Source organism: Streptomyces netropsis (genome assembly GCF_014203545.1).
GTDB classification, from domain to species: Bacteria; Actinomycetota; Actinomycetes; order Streptomycetales; family Streptomycetaceae; genus Streptomyces; species Streptomyces netropsis.
In genome coordinates this window covers 18757-36220 of the sequence record NZ_JACHJG010000003.1, presented here as the reverse complement: position 1 = coordinate 36220, position 17464 = coordinate 18757, and the positions used below count along the sequence as shown (strand labels likewise).

General features: G+C 71.7%; 13 protein-coding genes. 10 read left to right on the top strand and 3 right to left on the bottom strand.

The features are described 5' to 3' along the window. Positions 1–64: 64 nt before the first annotated feature. Complete coding sequence (locus tag FHS38_RS07970) at positions 65–1057, bottom strand: aldo/keto reductase (RefSeq protein ID WP_184732310.1); 993 nt, start codon at positions 1055–1057, stop codon at positions 65–67. 72 nt (positions 1058–1129) lie between these two features. On the opposite strand from FHS38_RS07970, the gene FHS38_RS07965 reads away from it, so the two are divergent. The 7 genes from FHS38_RS07965 to FHS38_RS07935 all read left to right on the top strand — a co-directional run bounded on the left by FHS38_RS07965 (position 1130) and on the right by FHS38_RS07935 (position 12195). Then, positions 1130–2092: a 2-hydroxyacid dehydrogenase gene (locus tag FHS38_RS07965; RefSeq protein WP_184732308.1), complete on the top strand. Its 963-nt coding sequence runs from the start codon at positions 1130–1132 to the stop codon at positions 2090–2092. A 292-nt stretch (positions 2093–2384) separates the two neighbouring features. Continuing rightward, positions 2385–5294 carry a putative bifunctional diguanylate cyclase/phosphodiesterase gene (locus FHS38_RS07960; protein ID WP_184733355.1) on the top strand — a complete coding sequence of 970 codons (2910 nt, stop codon included), beginning with the start codon at positions 2385–2387 and terminating at the stop codon, positions 5292–5294. 243 nt (positions 5295–5537) lie between these two features. Next, positions 5538–7394: an acetolactate synthase large subunit gene (locus tag FHS38_RS07955; protein ID WP_184732306.1), complete on the top strand. Its 1857-nt coding sequence runs from the start codon at positions 5538–5540 to the stop codon at positions 7392–7394. A 30-nt stretch (positions 7395–7424) separates the two neighbouring features. After that, the gene (gene ilvN / locus FHS38_RS07950) at positions 7425–7949 is read left to right on the top strand and encodes an acetolactate synthase small subunit (protein WP_130880067.1); all 525 of its coding nucleotides are present in this window, start codon (positions 7425–7427) and stop codon (positions 7947–7949) included. Between the two features lie 155 nt (positions 7950–8104). Continuing rightward, the gene (gene ilvC / locus FHS38_RS07945; RefSeq protein ID WP_184732303.1) at positions 8105–9106 is read left to right on the top strand and encodes a ketol-acid reductoisomerase; all 1002 of its coding nucleotides are present in this window, start codon (positions 8105–8107) and stop codon (positions 9104–9106) included. A 287-nt stretch (positions 9107–9393) separates the two neighbouring features. Continuing rightward, positions 9394–10998 carry a phosphoglycerate dehydrogenase gene (gene serA / locus FHS38_RS07940; RefSeq protein ID WP_184732301.1) on the top strand — a complete coding sequence of 535 codons (1605 nt, stop codon included), beginning with the start codon at positions 9394–9396 and terminating at the stop codon, positions 10996–10998. Positions 10999–11205: 207 nt separating this feature from the next. Next, positions 11206–12195, top strand: coding sequence for a TetR/AcrR family transcriptional regulator C-terminal domain-containing protein (locus FHS38_RS07935; protein WP_184732299.1), 990 nt, complete (start codon positions 11206–11208; stop codon positions 12193–12195). 25 nt (positions 12196–12220) lie between these two features. Here the strand turns inward: FHS38_RS07935 and FHS38_RS07930 are convergent, their stop codons facing one another. Next, positions 12221–13786 carry an MFS transporter gene (locus tag FHS38_RS07930; RefSeq protein ID WP_184732297.1) on the bottom strand — a complete coding sequence of 522 codons (1566 nt, stop codon included), beginning with the start codon at positions 13784–13786 and terminating at the stop codon, positions 12221–12223. A gap of 96 nt (positions 13787–13882) precedes the next feature. On the opposite strand from FHS38_RS07930, the gene FHS38_RS07925 reads away from it, so the two are divergent. From FHS38_RS07925 to FHS38_RS07915, 3 genes are all read left to right on the top strand, one after another. Next, a complete protein-coding gene (locus FHS38_RS07925; RefSeq protein WP_184732295.1) occupies positions 13883–14485 on the top strand; it encodes a TetR/AcrR family transcriptional regulator in 603 nt (200 codons plus the stop codon). A gap of 198 nt (positions 14486–14683) precedes the next feature. Further along, positions 14684–15880: a cytochrome P450 gene (locus FHS38_RS07920; protein WP_229822741.1), complete on the top strand. Its 1197-nt coding sequence runs from the start codon at positions 14684–14686 to the stop codon at positions 15878–15880. A 44-nt stretch (positions 15881–15924) separates the two neighbouring features. Beyond that, positions 15925–16119 carry a ferredoxin gene (locus FHS38_RS07915; protein ID WP_184732291.1) on the top strand — a complete coding sequence of 65 codons (195 nt, stop codon included), beginning with the start codon at positions 15925–15927 and terminating at the stop codon, positions 16117–16119. A 14-nt stretch (positions 16120–16133) separates the two neighbouring features. On the opposite strand, the gene FHS38_RS07910 is transcribed toward FHS38_RS07915, so the two are convergent. Next, positions 16134–17393, bottom strand: a complete 1260-nt coding sequence (locus tag FHS38_RS07910; protein ID WP_184732289.1) for a helix-turn-helix domain-containing protein — start codon at positions 17391–17393, stop codon at positions 16134–16136. Between the last annotated feature and the right edge of the window lie 71 nt (positions 17394–17464).

Genomic DNA, 17464 nt, shown 5'->3' with positions numbered 1-17464 from the left:
CGGCACACCGCGCCGCACCACGGACACCGCGCCGCCCGTGCCGGTCGGCGCCCGGGCCGTACGGTCAGTACCAGGAGCCCAGTGCCCTCGGCAGTGCCGCCAGCTCCGCGAAGTCCTCCCCGGTGAGCCGCAGTTCGGCCGCGGCGGCGTTGTGCACCGCCCACCGCGCCTTCTTCGTGCCCGGTACGGGCACCACGTGCCGCCCCTGTGCCAGCACCCACGCCAGCGCGACCTGCGCGGCGGAGGCGTCGTGGCGGTGCGCGACCCGGCGCAGCCCCGCCACGATCGGCTGGTTGGCGGCCATCATCTCCGCGGTGAAGCGCGGATGGCGGGCCCGGATGTCCTCCGGCTCGAAGCCCTGGCCCGGAGTGAGCGTGCCACTGAGGAAACCATTCCCCAGAGGCATCGCGGCCAGCAGCCCCACGCCCCGCGACGCGCACCACGGGACCAGCGCGTCGAGCGCCTCCCGCGACCACACCGACAGCTCCGCCTGCACACAGCTCACCGGGAAGACCTGCTGCACGCGCTCCAGCTGCCGGACCGTCGCGTCGTAGAGTCCCGCCCGGGACCGGCGGTGGGTGCGCGCCCCGATCGCGCACCACCCCAGCGCGCGCACCTTTCCCGCGGAGACCAGCTCCGCCATCGCGCCCCAGGTCTCCTCGACCGGCACCTCGGGGTCGGGCCGGTGCAGCTGGTAGAGGTCGATGACATCGGTCTGGAGGCGGCGCAGCGAGGCGTCGCACGCCCGCTTCACATAGCCGGGGCGGCCGTTGGCGACGACGTGCTGCTCGCCCACCAGCAGCCCGCACTTGGTCGAGACGAACGCCTCCGAGCGCCGCTCCCGCAATACCCGCCCCACGAGCAACTCATTGGTGAAGGGCCCGTACATATCGGCGGTGTCCAGCAGGCTCACCCCGGCGTCGAGCGCCGCGTGCACCGTGCGCAGGGCTCCCTCGCCGCTCTGCTGGGAGGCGGTGTACGCCCAGTGCATGGGCATGCACCCGAGGCCGATCGCGCCCACCTCGAGCGCCGTCGCACCGATTGTCCTGCGCTCCACCCGCCGTACCCTCCCGTTCCTCGCCCCCAAACTAACCTCTGTGGTCCCGGCCGGTTCGCATAGCCTCCTTGCATGAGTGCAGATCACAGCGGTTCCGGGCGCCCACTGGCGTGGCTGCCCATCCACCCCGAGGAGATCGACGGGCTGCCCGGCGAACTCGACTACGCCTACTGGGCCGGGGTCTCGGACTTCCCCACCGACCCCGCCCGGTGCGTCTTCTACGGCGTGCCCTACCTGTCGCCCCCCGAGGTGTGCGCCCGGCCGCTGGCGCACATGCCGCGGCTGCGGGTCGTGCAGACCCTCACCGCCGGCGTGGACCACATCCTGCCCGCCGTGCCGCAGCTCCCGTCGGGCGCCCTGCTGTGCAACGCCCGCGGGCTGCACGACGCGAGCACCGCCGAGCTGGCCCTCGCGCTGACCCTCGCCGCCCTGCGGGACATCCCCGGCTTCGTGCGGGCCCAGGACGCGGGGGAGTGGCGGCAGGGCTTCCGCCCGGCGCTCGCCGACAGCTCCGTGCTCATCGTCGGCTACGGCTCGATCGGCAGTGCGATCGAGGACCGGCTCGCGCCCTTTGAGTGCGCGCGGGTGGCGCGCGTCGCGCGCTCCGCGCGTAACACCGCGCGCGGTCCGGTGCATCCGGTCGCCTCCCTGCCCGAGTTGCTTCCCGACGCCGACGTGGTGATTCTCGCGACGCCGCTCACCGAGGAGACCCGGGGACTCGTCAACGCGGGGTTCCTCGCCCGGATGAAGGACGGGGCCCTTCTGGTGAACATCGCGCGCGGCGCCGTCGTGGACACCAAGGCGCTCCTCGCCGAGCTGGAGAGCGGCCGGCTGCGGGCCGCACTGGACGTGACCGACCCCGAGCCGCTGCCCCCGGGGCACCCGCTGTGGACCGCTCCGGGGACCCTTGTCACCCCCCATGTGGGTGGTCCTTCGTCGGCGTTTCTGCCCCGCGCCAAGGCCCTGCTCCGCGATCAACTGGCCAGATTTGTACTGGACGAGCCTCTGCGAAATGTCGTAGTCAGCGCCGCGTAGAGGCACGTAGAGGTACCGTTTGACTGCACTGCGTATCCATAAACCCCTGCCTAGTTACGCTGCGTATATGACCTATGTCCCTGAGTGACGAGTCTGGTGTATCGTCCCGACCGGGGGCTGCGCCGCGCACCGTACGGCCGCAGCGAGGTACCGCGACTCGAGGGGGGCGACGGGCGATGCACGGCCAATGGACGATCTACCCGACGCGGCTCATGCGCCGATCACGACTCCGCCGCGCCGCGACCCCGGTTCCACGGCTCCTTGTGAGCCCCCGGCCCGGGACGGCGGCGCGGTGAGCGCCCCCGGAGCGACGCTGCCCCGCCAGTCGGCCCCCGCCGGCTCCGGGCTGTGGTCCCAGCTCCTGCTGGCCCTGGTCTGCGGCGGCTACGCCACGGGCGCGGCCCTCGGCTGGGGCTCGCCCGAGCTGGCGCGCGTCATGGGCGACTTCGGGCTCAGCGGCGCCGCCGTCCTCGCCGCGATCTCCTGCTCCTGGTACAGCCGCACGCGCAACACCCGCTTTCGGCCCGCCTGGCTGCTCTTCGCGGCCTCCTCCGCGATGGCCGGCTTCGGCAACGCGGTCTGGGGCTGGTACGAGGTGATCCTGCGCCAGCAGGTGCCCACCCCGTCCCCGGCCGACTTCTGCTTCCTGCTCTTCGCGCCGCCCGCCATCATCGGCCTGCTGGTCCTCGCCCGCCGCCCGGTCACCCGGGCCGGCTGGGTCTGCCTCGCGCTCGACGCCTGGCTGATCGGCGGCTCCCTGCTCACGCTCTCCTGGAGCCTGGCGCTCGCGCACACCGCGCACTTCGAGGGCGAGACCGTGGCGCACGCCGCGCTCTCGCTGGCCTACCCGCTGCTCGACATCGTGCTGGTCTCCATGGTGCTGGCGCTGCACTTCCGCCGCTCGTCCGCCAACCGCTCCGCGATCAACACCGCCATCGCGGCCCTCGCCCTGACCGTCCTGTGCGACGCCCTGTTCACCTCGCCGCTGCTGAAGGCGAACTACCGCTCCGGCCAGATCCTCGACGCGGGCTGGTTCGCGGGGTACATGCTGATGGCGTACGCACCCTGGGTGGCCCGCGAGAAGGGCGACGACACCGCGAGCCGGCCGGTCCAGGCCGGCCAGGCGGGCAAAACGGCCCAGCACCCCAGCCGGCCCATCGCCGGCTCGCTCGCCGCCCTCACCCCGTATCTCGCCGCCGCCGTCTGCACGTTGGGCATCCTGTACAACGTCCTCGACGGCCACCAGGTCGACCGCGTCGTGCTCTTCACCGGCTGTACGGTCGTCCTGGCCCTCGTCGTCCGGCAGGGCATCATGCTGCTGGACAACATCTCCCTCACCCAGGAGCTGGCGCAGAAGGAGAACCACTTCCGCTCCCTGGTCCAGGGCTCCAGCGACGTCATCATGATCGCCGCCCCCACCGGGATACTGCGCTACGTCAGCCCCGCCGCCGCCGGGGTCTACGGCCGCGACGCCGAGGAGCTGGTCGGCTCCGAGCTGGCCTCCCTCATCCACCCCGAGGACCTGGGCCGGGTCGTCCACGAGGTGCGCCGCTTCCTCGCCGCGCCACCCGCCGAGGAGCCCACCACTCGCATCGAGTGCCGCTTCCGCTCCGGCAGCGGCGACTGGCTCAACGTGGAGTCCACCGTCAACCGCCACCACGGCGGCCTGATCTTCAACAGCCGGGACGTGACCGAGCGGGTCCGTCTCCAGGCCCAGTTGCAGCACACGGCCGAGCACGACCCGCTCACCGACCTGCCCAACCGCGCCCTGTTCACCAGGCGCGTCCAGCAGGCCCTCGCCGGCCGCAGAGCGACCGACGCGGGCACCGCCGTGCTCTTCATCGACCTCGACGGCTTCAAGGCGGTCAACGACACCGTCGGCCACCAGGCAGGCGACGAGCTGCTCGTCCAGGCGGCCCGCCGGCTCCAGGAGTCGGTACGGGCCGGGGACAGCACCGCGCGGTTCGGGGGCGACGAGTTCGCCGCGCTGATCATCGGCGACGGCACCCGCGACCCCGCCGCGCGCGAGTACCGCATCCACGAGATCGCCGACCGGCTGCGGCTCACCCTCTCCCAGCCGTACAAGGTGGAGGGCGGCCAGGAGGTCCGCGTCGCCGCCAGCATCGGCGTCGCCTTCGCCGAGCCCGGCATCACCCCCGGCGGCCTGATGCGCAACGCCGACCTCGCGATGTACCGCGCGAAGCAGGCCGGAAAGGGCCGCGTCGAGCTGTACGCACCGCAGATGCAGGCCGACGTCGTACGCCGCGCCGAGCTGGCCACCCGGCTGCGCACCGCCCTGCACGACGGCGAGTTCGCACTGCTGCACCAGCCCGTGGTGGAGCTGTCGAGCGGCCGGATCACCGCGGTCGCCGCACAGCCCCGCTGGCGCTCGACCCAGGGCATCCTCTTCACCCCGGCCGAGTTCCTCCGGGTGGCCGAGATGGAGCGGGCCGACGAGAGCGCGCGCACCGCCGAGCTCGGCCGCTGGACGCTGGAGAAGGCGCTCGAGCACGCCGCGCAGCGCCGCCTCGCGGGCTACGGCGTGCCCGTCTACGTCCGGCTCTCCGGCGCCCGGCTGCTGGACAAGTCCCAGCCCCCGAAGAACCTGGAGGCGCTGCTCATCCGGCACGCCCTGCCCACGGGCGCGCTCACCCTGGAGCTGTCCGGCAGCGATCCGCGGATCCCGCTGGACGAGCTGGAGCGACGGCTGGTCGCCCTGCGCCGCTTCGGCGTGCGCATCGCCCTGGACGGCTTCGGCAGCGGATACGCCGCGATCAGCGCGCTGCGCAGGCTCCCGATCGACGTCCTCAAGATCGACCGGGGGCTGGTCGAAGGGGTCATCGAGTCCCCCCGGCTGCACAAGATCACTGCCGGGCTGCTGAAGATCGCGGCCGACCTCGGGATGCAGTCCGTCGCCGAGGGCGTGGACGTGCCCGAGCAGGCGCACGCCCTGCGCACCATGGGCTGCACCCACGGGCTGGGCGCCGCCTTCACCGGCCCCGTCGACGAGCACCGGCTGCGCCACGCCCTCGACCGGGGCGCGTACGCGGTGCCGGCCGCTGAGTCCGTACCGGTGGACGATGCGGAACAGGTGCTCGTCGGGGGTTCGCTGCCCGTACGATCCGGAGCGGCGGGCGGCGCGGGCTCGCTCGCCCATGCTCCATTGCGCTCAAATAATGAGACGCCCGTCCCACCCACTTGACACCTCGTGGGCGGCGGGGGGAGGGTCAGTGCCATGCGCACCCGAATTCTCGTACTTGGAAAGCGCGTCGGCTGAAGCAGGCCATCGTCTTGATCCCTGCTGACCACACCGACGTGCTCCCCTCGCTTGCCTCACGGCACGAGGGGTTTTTTGTTGCACCGGAACCTCGCAGACCCCCACAAATCTCCGTCGTATTTCCATCGAACCCATCGAAATCGCCGAATCCTTCGAGAAGAGAAGTCGATGACCGAGCAGGCCACCGGGGCCCATCATCCGCAGCCGCGGGCCCGTAGCGGCGGGGCGCAGCAGCCCGCCACCGTCGAGCACGTCACGGGCGCGCAGTCCCTCATCCGTGCGCTGGAGGAGGTCGGGGCCGACACCGTGTTCGGCATCCCGGGCGGTGCGATCCTCCCGGCGTACGACCCGATGATGGACTCCTCGAAGGTTCGCCACATCCTGGTCCGCCACGAGCAGGGCGCGGGTCACGCGGCCACCGGATACGCGCAGGCCACCGGCAAGGTCGGGGTCTGCATGGCCACTTCGGGCCCCGGCGCGACCAACCTCGTCACCCCGATCGCCGACGCCCACATGGACTCCGTCCCGCTGGTCGCCATCACCGGTCAGGTCGCCTCCAAGTCGATCGGTACGGACGCCTTCCAGGAGGCGGACATCTGCGGCATCACCATGCCGATCACCAAGCACAACTGGCTGGTCACCGACCCGGCGGAGATCCCCCGGACCATCGCCGAGGCGTTCCACGTCGCCTCCACCGGCCGGCCCGGCCCGGTGCTCGTCGACATCGCCAAGGACGCCCTCCAGGCACAGACCACCTTCGTCTGGCCGCCGCACACCGATCTGCCCGGCTACCGTCCCGTCACCAAGCCGCACGCCAAGCAGATCCGCGAGGCCGCCAAGCTGATCACGCAGGCCAGACGGCCGGTGCTCTACGTCGGCGGCGGCGTGCTGAAGGCCCGTGCCACGGCCGAGCTGAAGGTCCTCGCCGAGCTGACCGGCGCCCCCGTCACCACCACCCTGATGGCGCTGGGCTCCTTCCCCGACAGCCACCCGCTGCACGTCGGCATGCCGGGCATGCACGGTGCGGTCGCCGCCGTCACCGCCCTGCAGAAGGCGGACCTGATCGTCGCCCTCGGCGCGCGGTTCGACGACCGCGTCACCGGCAAGCTCGACTCCTTCGCCCCCCACGCCAAGATCGTCCACGCGGACATCGACCCCGCGGAGATCGGCAAGAACCGCGCCGCCGACGTCCCCATCGTCGGTGACGCCCGCGAGGTCATCGCGGACCTGATCGTCGCCCTCCAGACGGAGCACGCCGCAGGGCACCGGGGTGACTACGGCGACTGGTGGACCGACCTCAACCGCTGGCGCGACACCTACCCGCTGGGCTACGACCAGCCCGAGGACGGCAGCCTCTCCCCGCAGCAGGTCATCCAGCGCATCGGGCAACTCGCCCCCGAGGGCACCATCTACGCGGCCGGCGTCGGTCAGCACCAGATGTGGGCCTCGCACTTCATCGACTACGAACAGCCCTCCACCTGGCTGAACTCCGGCGGCGCCGGGACGATGGGGTACGCGGTCCCGGCCGCCATGGGCGCCAAGGCCGGCGTGCCCGAGCGCACGGTGTGGGCCATCGACGGCGACGGTTGCTTCCAGATGACCAACCAGGAACTGGTCACCTGCGCGCTGAACAACATCCCGATCAAGGTCGCGATCATCAACAACGGCGCGCTCGGGATGGTCCGCCAGTGGCAGACCCTCTTCTACAACCAGCGCTACTCCAACACCGTGCTGCACTCCGGCCCCGAGCACGACGGCAAGGAAGCCGCCGCCGGCACCCGGGTCCCGGACTTCGTCAAGCTGTCGGAGGCCATGGGCTGCGTGGGGCTGCGCTGCGAGGACCCGGCCCAGCTCGACGCCGTCATCGAGCAGGCCAACGCCATCAACGACCGCCCCGTGGTGGTGGACTTCATCGTCCACCAGGACGCCATGGTCTGGCCGATGGTCGCCGCCGGCACCTCCAACGACGAGATCCTCGCGGCGCGCGGCGTCCGCCCGGACTTCGGCGACAACGAAGACGACTGAGGACTTTCGAGGACGACGAGGAAGAACGAGATGACCAAGCACACGCTCTCCGTCCTGGTGGAGAACACCCCCGGCATCCTCACCCGGATCGCCGCCCTGTTCGCCCGCCGCGGTTTCAACATCGACTCGCTCGCCGTCGGGGTCACCGAGCACCCCGACATCTCCCGCATCACCATCGTCGTCAACGTCGAGACGCTGCCGCTGGAGCAGGTCACCAAGCAGCTCAACAAGCTCGTCAACGTCCTGAAGATCGTCGAGCTGGAGGACAGCGCCGCGATCCAGCGTGAACTCGTCCTGGTGAAGGTCCGCGCCGACAACGAGACCCGTTCCCAGATCGTCGAGATCGTCCAGCTCTTCCGCGCCAAGACCGTCGACGTCTCCCCGGAGGCCGTCACCATCGAGGCCACCGGCGGCAGCGACAAGCTCGGCGCGATGCTCAAGATGCTGGAGCCCTTCGGCATCAAGGAGCTGGTGCAGTCCGGGACGATCGCCATAGGGCGTGGCGCCCGGTCCATCACGGACCGCAGCCTGCGCGCCCTGGACCGCTCGGCCTGACGCGCACCCCCGGCGCGCGGCGTCCCCCGAGGACGCCGCCGCCCGCTCCACCCCCGTCGATCCGGGACGCGCCCGGATACCGAGACCCGAACACCTTCCCGCACCCGCCCGTCATACGGTGGGACGTACAACCGGAACTCAAGGAGATACCCCAAGTGGCTGCCGAGCTGTTCTACGACGACGACGCCGACCTGTCCATCATCCAGGGCCGCAAGGTCGCGGTTATCGGATACGGCAGCCAGGGCCACGCCCACGCGCTGTCGCTGCGCGACTCGGGCGTGGACGTCCGCGTCGGTCTGCACGAGGGCTCCAAGTCCAAGGCGAAGGCCGAGGAGCAGGGCCTGCGGGTCGTCACCCCGGCCGAGGCGGCGGCCGAGGCCGACGTCATCATGATCCTCGTCCCGGACCCGATCCAGGGCAAGGTCTACGAGGAGTCCATCAAGGACCACCTCAAGGACGGCGACGCGCTGTTCTTCGGTCACGGCCTGAACATCCGCTTCGGCTTCATCAAGCCCCCGGCCGGCGTCGACGTCTGCATGGTCGCCCCCAAGGGCCCCGGTCACCTGGTGCGCCGTCAGTACGAGGAGGGCCGCGGCGTTCCGTGTATCGCGGCCGTCGAGCAGGACGCCACGGGCAACGGCTTCGCCCTGGCGCTCTCCTACGCCAAGGCCATCGGCGGCACCCGCGCCGGTGTCATCAAGACCACCTTCACCGAGGAGACCGAGACCGACCTGTTCGGTGAGCAGGCCGTGCTCTGCGGCGGTGCCTCCGCGCTGGTCAAGGCGGGCTTCGAGACCCTGGTCGAGGCGGGCTACCAGCCGGAGATCGCGTACTTCGAGTGCCTCCACGAGCTCAAGCTGATCGTGGACCTGATGTACGAGGGCGGCCTGGAGAAGATGCGCTGGTCGGTCTCCGAGACCGCCGAGTGGGGCGACTACATCACCGGCCCGCGGATCATCACGGACCAGACCAAGGCCGAGATGAAGAAGGTCCTCGGTGAGATCCAGGACGGCACCTTCGCCAACAACTGGATGAAGGAGTACAACGACGGTCTGCCGAAGTACAACGAGTACAAGAAGGCCGACCAGGACCACCTGCTGGAGACCACCGGCAAGAAGCTCCGCAAGCTGATGAGCTGGGTGGACGACAAGGAGTAAGTGCCTTCGGCGCGGTCCTGGGGGTGCCGGGGGCTTCGCCCGCCGAACCCCTTTGCCCTCAATCGCCGGGCAGGCTTGAAATAGCCTGCCCGGCGATTGAGGGCGACACGAAGCCGCACCCGGCGGGTGACCTTTTCCCGTCCGCCCGGGCCCGGGCCCGGGTCCCCGATACACTGCGGAGCACAAACGCGTCAGGCTCACAGCGTCGTGCGTCTTCCACGCGGCTGCCCCCTTCACCGCCTTCGGCCGTAGGGACGGCCGTCCCGCAAAGGACTAGTGAGGACCACGTGAGCACTGCTTCGTCCCGTAAACCCGTTGTACTCATCGCCGAAGAGCTGTCGCCCGCCACCGTCGACGCCCTCGGCCCGGATTTCGAGATCCGGCACTGCAACGGCGCGGACCGCGCCGAGCTGCTGCCCGCCGTCGCCGACGTGGACGCCATCCTCGTGCGCTCCGCCACCAAGATCGACGCCGAGGCCATCGCGGCCGCGAAGAAGCTGCGGGTCGTCGCCCGCGCCGGAGTCGGCCTGGACAACGTCGACGTCTCCGCCGCCACCAAGGCCGGCGTGATGGTCGTCAACGCCCCGACGTCCAACATCGTCACCGCCGCCGAGCTGGCCTGCGGTCTGCTCATCGCCACCGCCCGCAACATCCCGCAGGCCAACACCGCGCTCAAGAACGGTGAGTGGAAGCGCTCGAAGTACACCGGCGTCGAGCTGTCCGAGAAGGTCCTCGGCGTCGTCGGTCTCGGCCGGATCGGTGTCCTCGTGGCCCAGCGCATGTCCGCGTTCGGCATGAAGGTCGTCGCCTACGACCCGTACGTGCAGCCCGCGCGCGCCGCGCAGATGGGGGTGAAGCTCCTCACCCTCGACGAGCTGCTGGAGGTCGCGGACTTCATCACCGTGCACCTGCCGAAGACCCCCGAGACCCTCGGGCTGATCGGTGACGACGCGCTGCACAAGGTCAAGCCCTCGGTCCGCATCGTCAACGCCGCCCGCGGCGGGATCGTGGACGAGGCCGCGCTGGCGACGGCCCTGAAGGAGGGCCGGGTCGCGGCCGCGGGCCTCGACGTCTACACCACCGAGCCGTGCACCGACTCCCCGCTCTTCGACTTCGACAACGTGGTCGCCACCCCGCACCTCGGCGCCTCCACGGGCGAGGCGCAGGAGAAGGCGGGCATCGCGGTCGCGCGGTCCGTGCGGCTCGCACTCGCGGGCGAGCTGGTGCCGGACGCCGTCAACGTCCAGGGCGGGGTCATCGCCGAGGACGTCAAGCCCGCGCTGCCGCTGGCCGAGAAGCTGGGCCGGATCTTCACCGCCCTCGCGGGCGAGGTCGCGGTCCGGCTCGACGTCGAGGTCTACGGCGAGATCACCCAGCACGATGTGAAGGTGCTCGAACTGAGCGCGCTCAAGGGCGTGTTCGAGGACGTCGTCGACGAGACGGTGAGCTACGTCAACGCCCCGCTGTTCGCGCAGGAGCGCGGCGTCGAGGTCCGGCTGACCACCAGCTCCGAGTCGCCCGACCACCGCAACGTGGTCACCGTGCGCGGCACGCTCTCGGGCGGCGGCGAGGTGTCCATCTCCGGCACGCTGGCCGGCCCGAAGCACCTCCAGAAGATCGTCGCCGTCGGTGAGCACGACGTGGACCTCGGGCTCGCCGACCACATGGCCTTCCTCCGCTACGGTGACCGCCCCGGCGTCGTCGGCACGGTCGGCCGCATCCTGGGCGAGGCGGGCATCAACATCGCCGGAATGCAGGTCTCCCGCGCCACGGAGGGCGGCGAGGCGCTGGTCGCCCTCACGGTCGACGAGTCGATCCCGGCACCCGTGCTCGCGGAGATCTCCGAGGAGATCGGCGCCGCGTCGGCCCGCGCGGTCAACCTGACCGACTGACGGCCGCCGTACGGTACGGGGGCCCGGCCCGCCGGGTCCCCGGACCGTCCCACGCGTGCGGGGATCGGCCCCGGGCCCCTTCGCGTACGCGTCCCGCATCATCTGCGCGAAGGTGACGGTCTCCCCCGGCCGGGGGCGACCCCGTCGCGTCACCCTCGATCAGGCGGCGCTCGCCCTTGGCCCCCTTGCCGTCCTAGCCTGTCGGCCATGGGCGCACCTGGACAGTCCACGGATCCGGCTCCCTATCTGCGGATCGCCGCCGAACTCAGGACGCGCATCGCCTCCGGTGAGCTGCGCGCGGGCCAGAAGGTCCCCTCCGCCCGCCGGATCACCCAGGAGTGGGGGGTGGCGATGACGACCGCCACCAAGGTGCTGGCGACGCTGCGACGGGAAGGGCTCGTGCGGGCGGTGCCCGGCGTCGGTACGGTCGTCGACACTTCGGGAGCGTGCGGGGAGCCGCCCGTACGGTCGTCCCGGCGGCCCCGGAAACGGCCGGCCGAGTCCGTGCTCAGCCGGGAACGCGTCGTGCGCACGGCCATCGCCCTTGCCGACGCGGGCGGTTCGGCGGCCCTGTCGATGCGCGCCCTCGCCGCCGAACTCGGCGTCTCCACCATGGTGTTGTACCGCTACGTGCCGGGCAAGGACGAGCTGGTCGTGCTGATGGCGGACGTCGTCTTCGGCGAGGTCGAGCTGCCGGCGGACGCGCCCGCGGACTGGCGGGGGCGGCTGGCGACGGGCGCCCGGCTGCAATGGGCGCTCTACCGCCGGCACCCCTGGCTCGCGAAGGCGATGTCGTTCACCCGGCCGCCACTGTCCGGGAACGCGCTGGCCCTGATGGAGTGGATGATGGCCCCGGCCCGTGAACTCCTGCCCGACACGCCCGCGTTGCTGCACACGACCGTCACGGTGGCGGGCTATGTGCGCGGTCTCGCCGTGAACCTGGAGGACGAGGCGGAGGCCGAGCAGGACACGGGCCTCACCCACGCGCAGTGGCTGAAGACCCGGCACGGGCGGTTGGCGGAGATCCTCGACGGCGGGAACTACCCGATGTACGCGCAGATCCTCGCGTACCCCGACATCGGCTTCGATCCCGACTCGATGTTCGCGTTCGGGCTGGACCGGCTGCTCGACGGGCTGGGGGCGGTCATGACGGAGCGGCGCCCCGGTCCGGGTGGACGGGGGCGCCGCTCGGTGTGAGGGTGACCGGTGAGGGCCGACCCGCTCAGTGGTGGGTGAGGACCGCATCGGGCGCGGTCTCCTCGGCGGCGGGGTGCTCCGGCGCCGACGTCACCCCCCGCAGCGCGGCCACGGCGCCGACGGCGGCGAGGGCCAGCACGGCGGCTCCGCCGAAGGCGGCGAGGTTCATGCCGTGGGTGAAGGCGTCGCGGGCGACGGCCAGGACGGTCTCGCCCGCCCGGCCCGGCAGCCCGGCCGCCACGCCCGCCGCCCCGCCGAGCGTCTCGCGGGCCGCCTCCAGCGCCCCGTGCGGCAGGTCCGCGGGCAGGGAGTCGGTCACGTCACGGCGGTAGACGGCGACACCGACGCTGCCGAAGACCGCCATACCGAGCGCACCGCCGAACTCCTGCCCCGTCTCCAGCAACGAGGCCGCCGAACCTGCCTTCTCCGGCGGTGCGGTGGACAGCGCCATGTCGGAGACCAGGGCCATGACCGTCACGATGCCGCAGCCGATGACACCGGCGCCGATCAGCGTCGTCCACAGCGAGTCGGTGCCGGCCCCGGTCAGGACGGCGTAGCCCAGGGCGGCGACGACGAATCCGGCGGCGATGACATACGCCTTGTCGACCTTCTGTGCGACCACCGTCGCGACGGGCGCGGCGACGCCGACCGCGAGGGACGGGACGACGCTCCACAGCGCGGCCTCCATCGGGCCCTTGCCGAGCACGGACTGCAGGTACTGGGTGGTGAAGTAGACCGATCCCATCATGCCGAACGCCGCCACGGTGTTGAGTGCGACGCCCGCCCCGAAGGCGCGGTGGCGGAACAGCTCACGGCTGATCATCGCGGACCGCAGGGTGCGCTGGCGGTGTACGAACATCCAGCCCACGACCAGGCCGGCGGCGACGCACAGTGCCATCGGCACGCTGAACCCCTCGGCGGCGATCTCCTTGAGCCCGTAGGTCACCGGGAGCACGGCGGCCATCGACAGCGGCACGCTCAGCAGGTCGAACCGGCCCGGCTTCGGGTCCTTGTACTCCGGCACCAGGAACGGCACGAGCACCAGCAGCAGCACCATCGCGGGGACGTTGATCAGGAAGACCGAGCCCCACCAGAAGTGCTCCAGCATCACCCCGCCCAGCACCGACCCGAGCGCGATACCGCCCGCCATGGCCCCGGACCAGATGCCGATGGCCTTGGTGCGCTGGGCGTCGTCGTGAAACATGTTCCGCACCAGCGCCATCGTGCTCGGCATCAGGGTCGCACCGCCGATCCCGAGCACGGCACGCGCCACGATCAGCATCTCCGCGCTCTGCGCGTACGCGGCCGCCACCGAGGCCGTCCCGAAGGCCGCCGCCCCGAACATCAGCAGCTTGCGGCGGCCGACCCGGTCGCCGAGCGACCCCATCGTGATCAGCAGCCCGGCGAGGGCGAAGGCGTAGACATCGAAGATCCACAGCTGCTGGGTGGCGGAGGCGTCGAGCGACTCGCTGATGGAGGGCACCGCGAAGAACAGGACGGAGGCGTCCATCGAGACCAGGAGGAGGGGCAGCAGGAGGACGACGAAAGCCGTCCATTCCCTGCGCCCGGCGCGTGCGCTGGGGTTCGTCATGACCATGAATATACGGGTGTCTTAAACGCTTGTCTATGACGCTTGTGTAGGACGGTTGTCTGGTACGGGCGTATGGGGCGGCGCTAGGGTTCTGACATGGGACATCGCGAAGATCTGCTCGAAGGCGCGAAGCGCTGCCTGCTCGAAAAGGGCTGGGTGCGCACCACCGCGCGCGACATCGTGGCCGCCTCCGGCGCCAACCTCGCCTCCATCGGCTACCACTACGGCTCCAAGGACGCGCTGATGATGGCGGCGTTCCTGCAGATGACCGAGGAGTGGGGCGACGAGGTCGGCCGCTCGCTGGCCGCCGCCGACCCCCGGGGCTCCCGGAACGAACACCTCGCTTCGGTGCTCGACGCGTTGCTCGTAGGGTTCGCGACGAACCGGCCGTTCTGGGCCGCGCAGCTCGAAGTGATCGGGCAGTTGGAGAGCAACCCCGCCCTCAAGGAGAAGTTCGCCGAGGTGCTGCCCAGTGGCCGCGAGGGCATGGTCGCCATGTTCGAGGGCGTCGAGGACACGGAGGTCCCCACGGAGGCGACGCGGACCGCGGGTGCCTTCTACCACGCCCTGTTCACCGGCCTGTTCGTGCAGTGGCTCATGGACCCCACGGCCGCGCCCACCGGCACCGAGATCGTCGAGGGCATGCGCAGGGTCATGACCGGCACGGCCCTGAGCGGCGAGCCCGTGCCGGAGAGCTGACGGGCGGGGACGTGGGGGACTTGTTGGTGGTTGAACGGAAATATGGCCCGAACCGTACCCAGTCCGGCAAGCTGACGCCTCGCCATGGGTAGGGAGGGGGGAGGACGTCAGTCCCGAACTGGGAGGTTGACCGTGACCCGGAGCCGCACCAGCAGCGACGTCGTTGTCGACGACGGCACCACCGACGCCGACGGCCGCGTGGAGCAGAGCGCCACCGCCCCCGATTTCCCCCGTGCCCGTACCTGCCCCTACCAGCCCCCCGCCGGCCACGAGGCCCTGGCCGAGCGCGGTCCCCTGTCGCGCGTGACGTTGTACGACGGCCGCGAGGTGTGGCTGGTGACCGGGCACGCCGAGGGGCGCGCCCTGCTCACCGACCAGAGGCTCTCCTCGGACCGGCAGAATCCGGCCTTTCCGGTCTTCGCGGCCCGAGCCGAGGGGCAGGGCGAGGCCCCCCTCCCGCTCATCGGCTACGACGACCCCGAGCACGCCCGGCAGCGCCGCATGCTGATCCCCAGCTTCGGGCTCAAGCGGATCGCCGCCATGCGTCCGCAGATCCAGCGGATCGCGGACGAGCTCATCGACGCGATGCTCGCCGGCGGGCCGGAGGCGGAGCTCGTCTCCGCGTACGCCCTGCCCCTGCCGTCCATGGTCATCTGTTCACTGCTCGGCGTCCCCTATGAGGAGCACGAACTCTTCGAATCCCTGTCCCGGGCCCTGTTGCTCTCGGAGACGGGGGCCCAGGCGCGGGGGATCCGGCAGGAGTTCGAGGACTACCTCGACGGGCTCATCGCCCGCAAGGAAGCGGCCCCCGGCGAAGGGCTGCTCGACGAACTCATCGCCGACCGCCTCACGGAAGGCCAGCTCGACCGCCGGGACCTGGTCATGACGGCCATGGTCACGCTCGTCGCCGGGCACGAGACCACCGCCAACATGATCTCCCTCGGGATGTACACCCTCCACGAACACCCGGACCAGCTCGCCGCGTTGCGCGCCGATCCGGCCCTGATGCCGGGCGCGGTCGAGGAACTGCTGCGCTATCTGTCCATCGCCGACGTCATGGTGCGGGTCGCCACCGCGGACATCGAGGTCGCCGGCCAGACCGTACGGGCGGGGGACGGGGTCATCCTCGGGGCCTCGCTGATCAACCGTGACGCGGGCGTCTACGAGCGGCCCGGGGTGCTCGACGTCCGCCGCTCGGCCCGGCACCACGTCGCCTTCGGCTTCGGCATCCACCAGTGCCTGGGGCAGAACCTGGCCCGCGCCGAGCTGGAAATCGCCTTCACCACCCTTTTGACCCGCATCCCCACCCTGCGGATCGCCGTTGCCCGTGACGAGCTGCTCATCAAGCCCGCCACGACCCTGCAGGGACTGTTCACCCTGCCGGTCGCGTGGTGACGCGAGCGGCCGACCAGCGGCACACGGAGAGAACGGAGCCCGTCATGAAGCTCGCCATCGACGCGGACACCTGTATCGGCAGCGGCCAGTGCGCCCTCGCCGCGCCCGGTGTCTTCACCCAGGACGACGACGGATTCGGCGCCGTCCTGCCGGGCCGTGAGGACGGCGCCGGCGACCCGCTCGTACAGGAGGCGGTGCGGGCCTGTCCCGTACAGGCGATCACGGCCGAGGAGGGCTGAGGGCGCCCCGGGCCCTAGAGCCGGGACGCCTTGAGCGACATGTGCAGCAGCAGCCGGTCCTCGCCCTCGTCCAGGTCGAGGCCGGTGAGCTGCTCCACGCGCGCGAGGCGGTAGTAGAGGGTCTGGCGGTGGATGCCGAGGGCGGCGGCCGCCCGGCCCGCCTGGCCGGCGGAGTCGAGGAAGGTCTCCGCCGTCCGGGCCAGCTCGGTGTTGGCGGGCTCGAGCAGGCGCAGCACGGCCGGATCCGCCGCGCGGTCGGCCGGCAGCGCCGTCAGCGCGCGGTACGCGCCGAGCGCCTCCCACTCCGCCACCGGTCCCAGCCGCCGCCCCGACCCGGCCGCGGCGCCCGCCGCGCGCGCCGCGGCCAGCGCCTCCGACCAGGCGGTGGGCAGCTCGGCCAGGCCCCGGCGGGGGGTGCCGATCCCCGCCGTGGCGGCCGCGGCCGGGCCGGCCGCGCGCGGGGAGCGCAGCAGCCGCTCCGCCGCGGTGCGGGCCGGGGCGGGCGTGGTGACGGCGCGCAGCCGGACCAGGGCGGCGAGCGCCGCCGAGCCGTCGGGCAGTGAGTCCGGGACCGCGCAGAGCGCGGCGACGCCCGACTGCGCGGCGAGCATCGAGCCGGAGCCCGTGTCCGGCTGCGCCGCCGACCGGTCCGGCTCCTCCACGGCGGAGCCGGGTTCGCCCACCGGGCGCCACGGGGCCACCGCGACGAGCGCCAGCGGGCCGTCCGCCGCCGGGCCGAGCGCCTCCCGCAGCGCGCCGCGCGCCGCGTCCCGCCCGGCGGGGCGGGCCGTCAGCAGCTCCCGCAGCAGCTCGCCCAGCTCGGCCCCGGCCCGGGCCTCCGCGGCCAGCAGCGCACCGATCCGGTCGGCGGTCTCCATGGCGTGCGCGAGCCGGGGGTCCGCGTAGGGCAGGCTGAGATCGAGCCCCGCCAGCTGCTCGTCGTCCAGCAGCCAGACATAGCCGTGGACCACTCCGCGGTGGCGCACGGGCAGACAGATGCGCCCCTTGAACACCCCCGCCGCCGGGTCCGGCGGAATCCGTAGCGGCGACTGCGCCCGCGCGATGCCGAACGCCTCGAACCACGCCCGTACCGCCGCCGTCGACCGGCGCTGGAGGATCGAGCGGGTACGGACGGGGTCCATCATCAGGTCGAGATCGTCGTCACCGCCGTGGGCGCCGAACGCGATCAGCCCGAAGTCACGGTCCTCGAGCGTCGCGGGCGCGCCGAGCGCCGCCGAGATGTCGTCCACGAGCTGCTGATAGTCGCCCCGCATGCCGCGCTCCGCTCCTCTCCTCGGGTATTCCCCATGCCCCTTTCCCCATTGTCATACATATGTCTGAGATC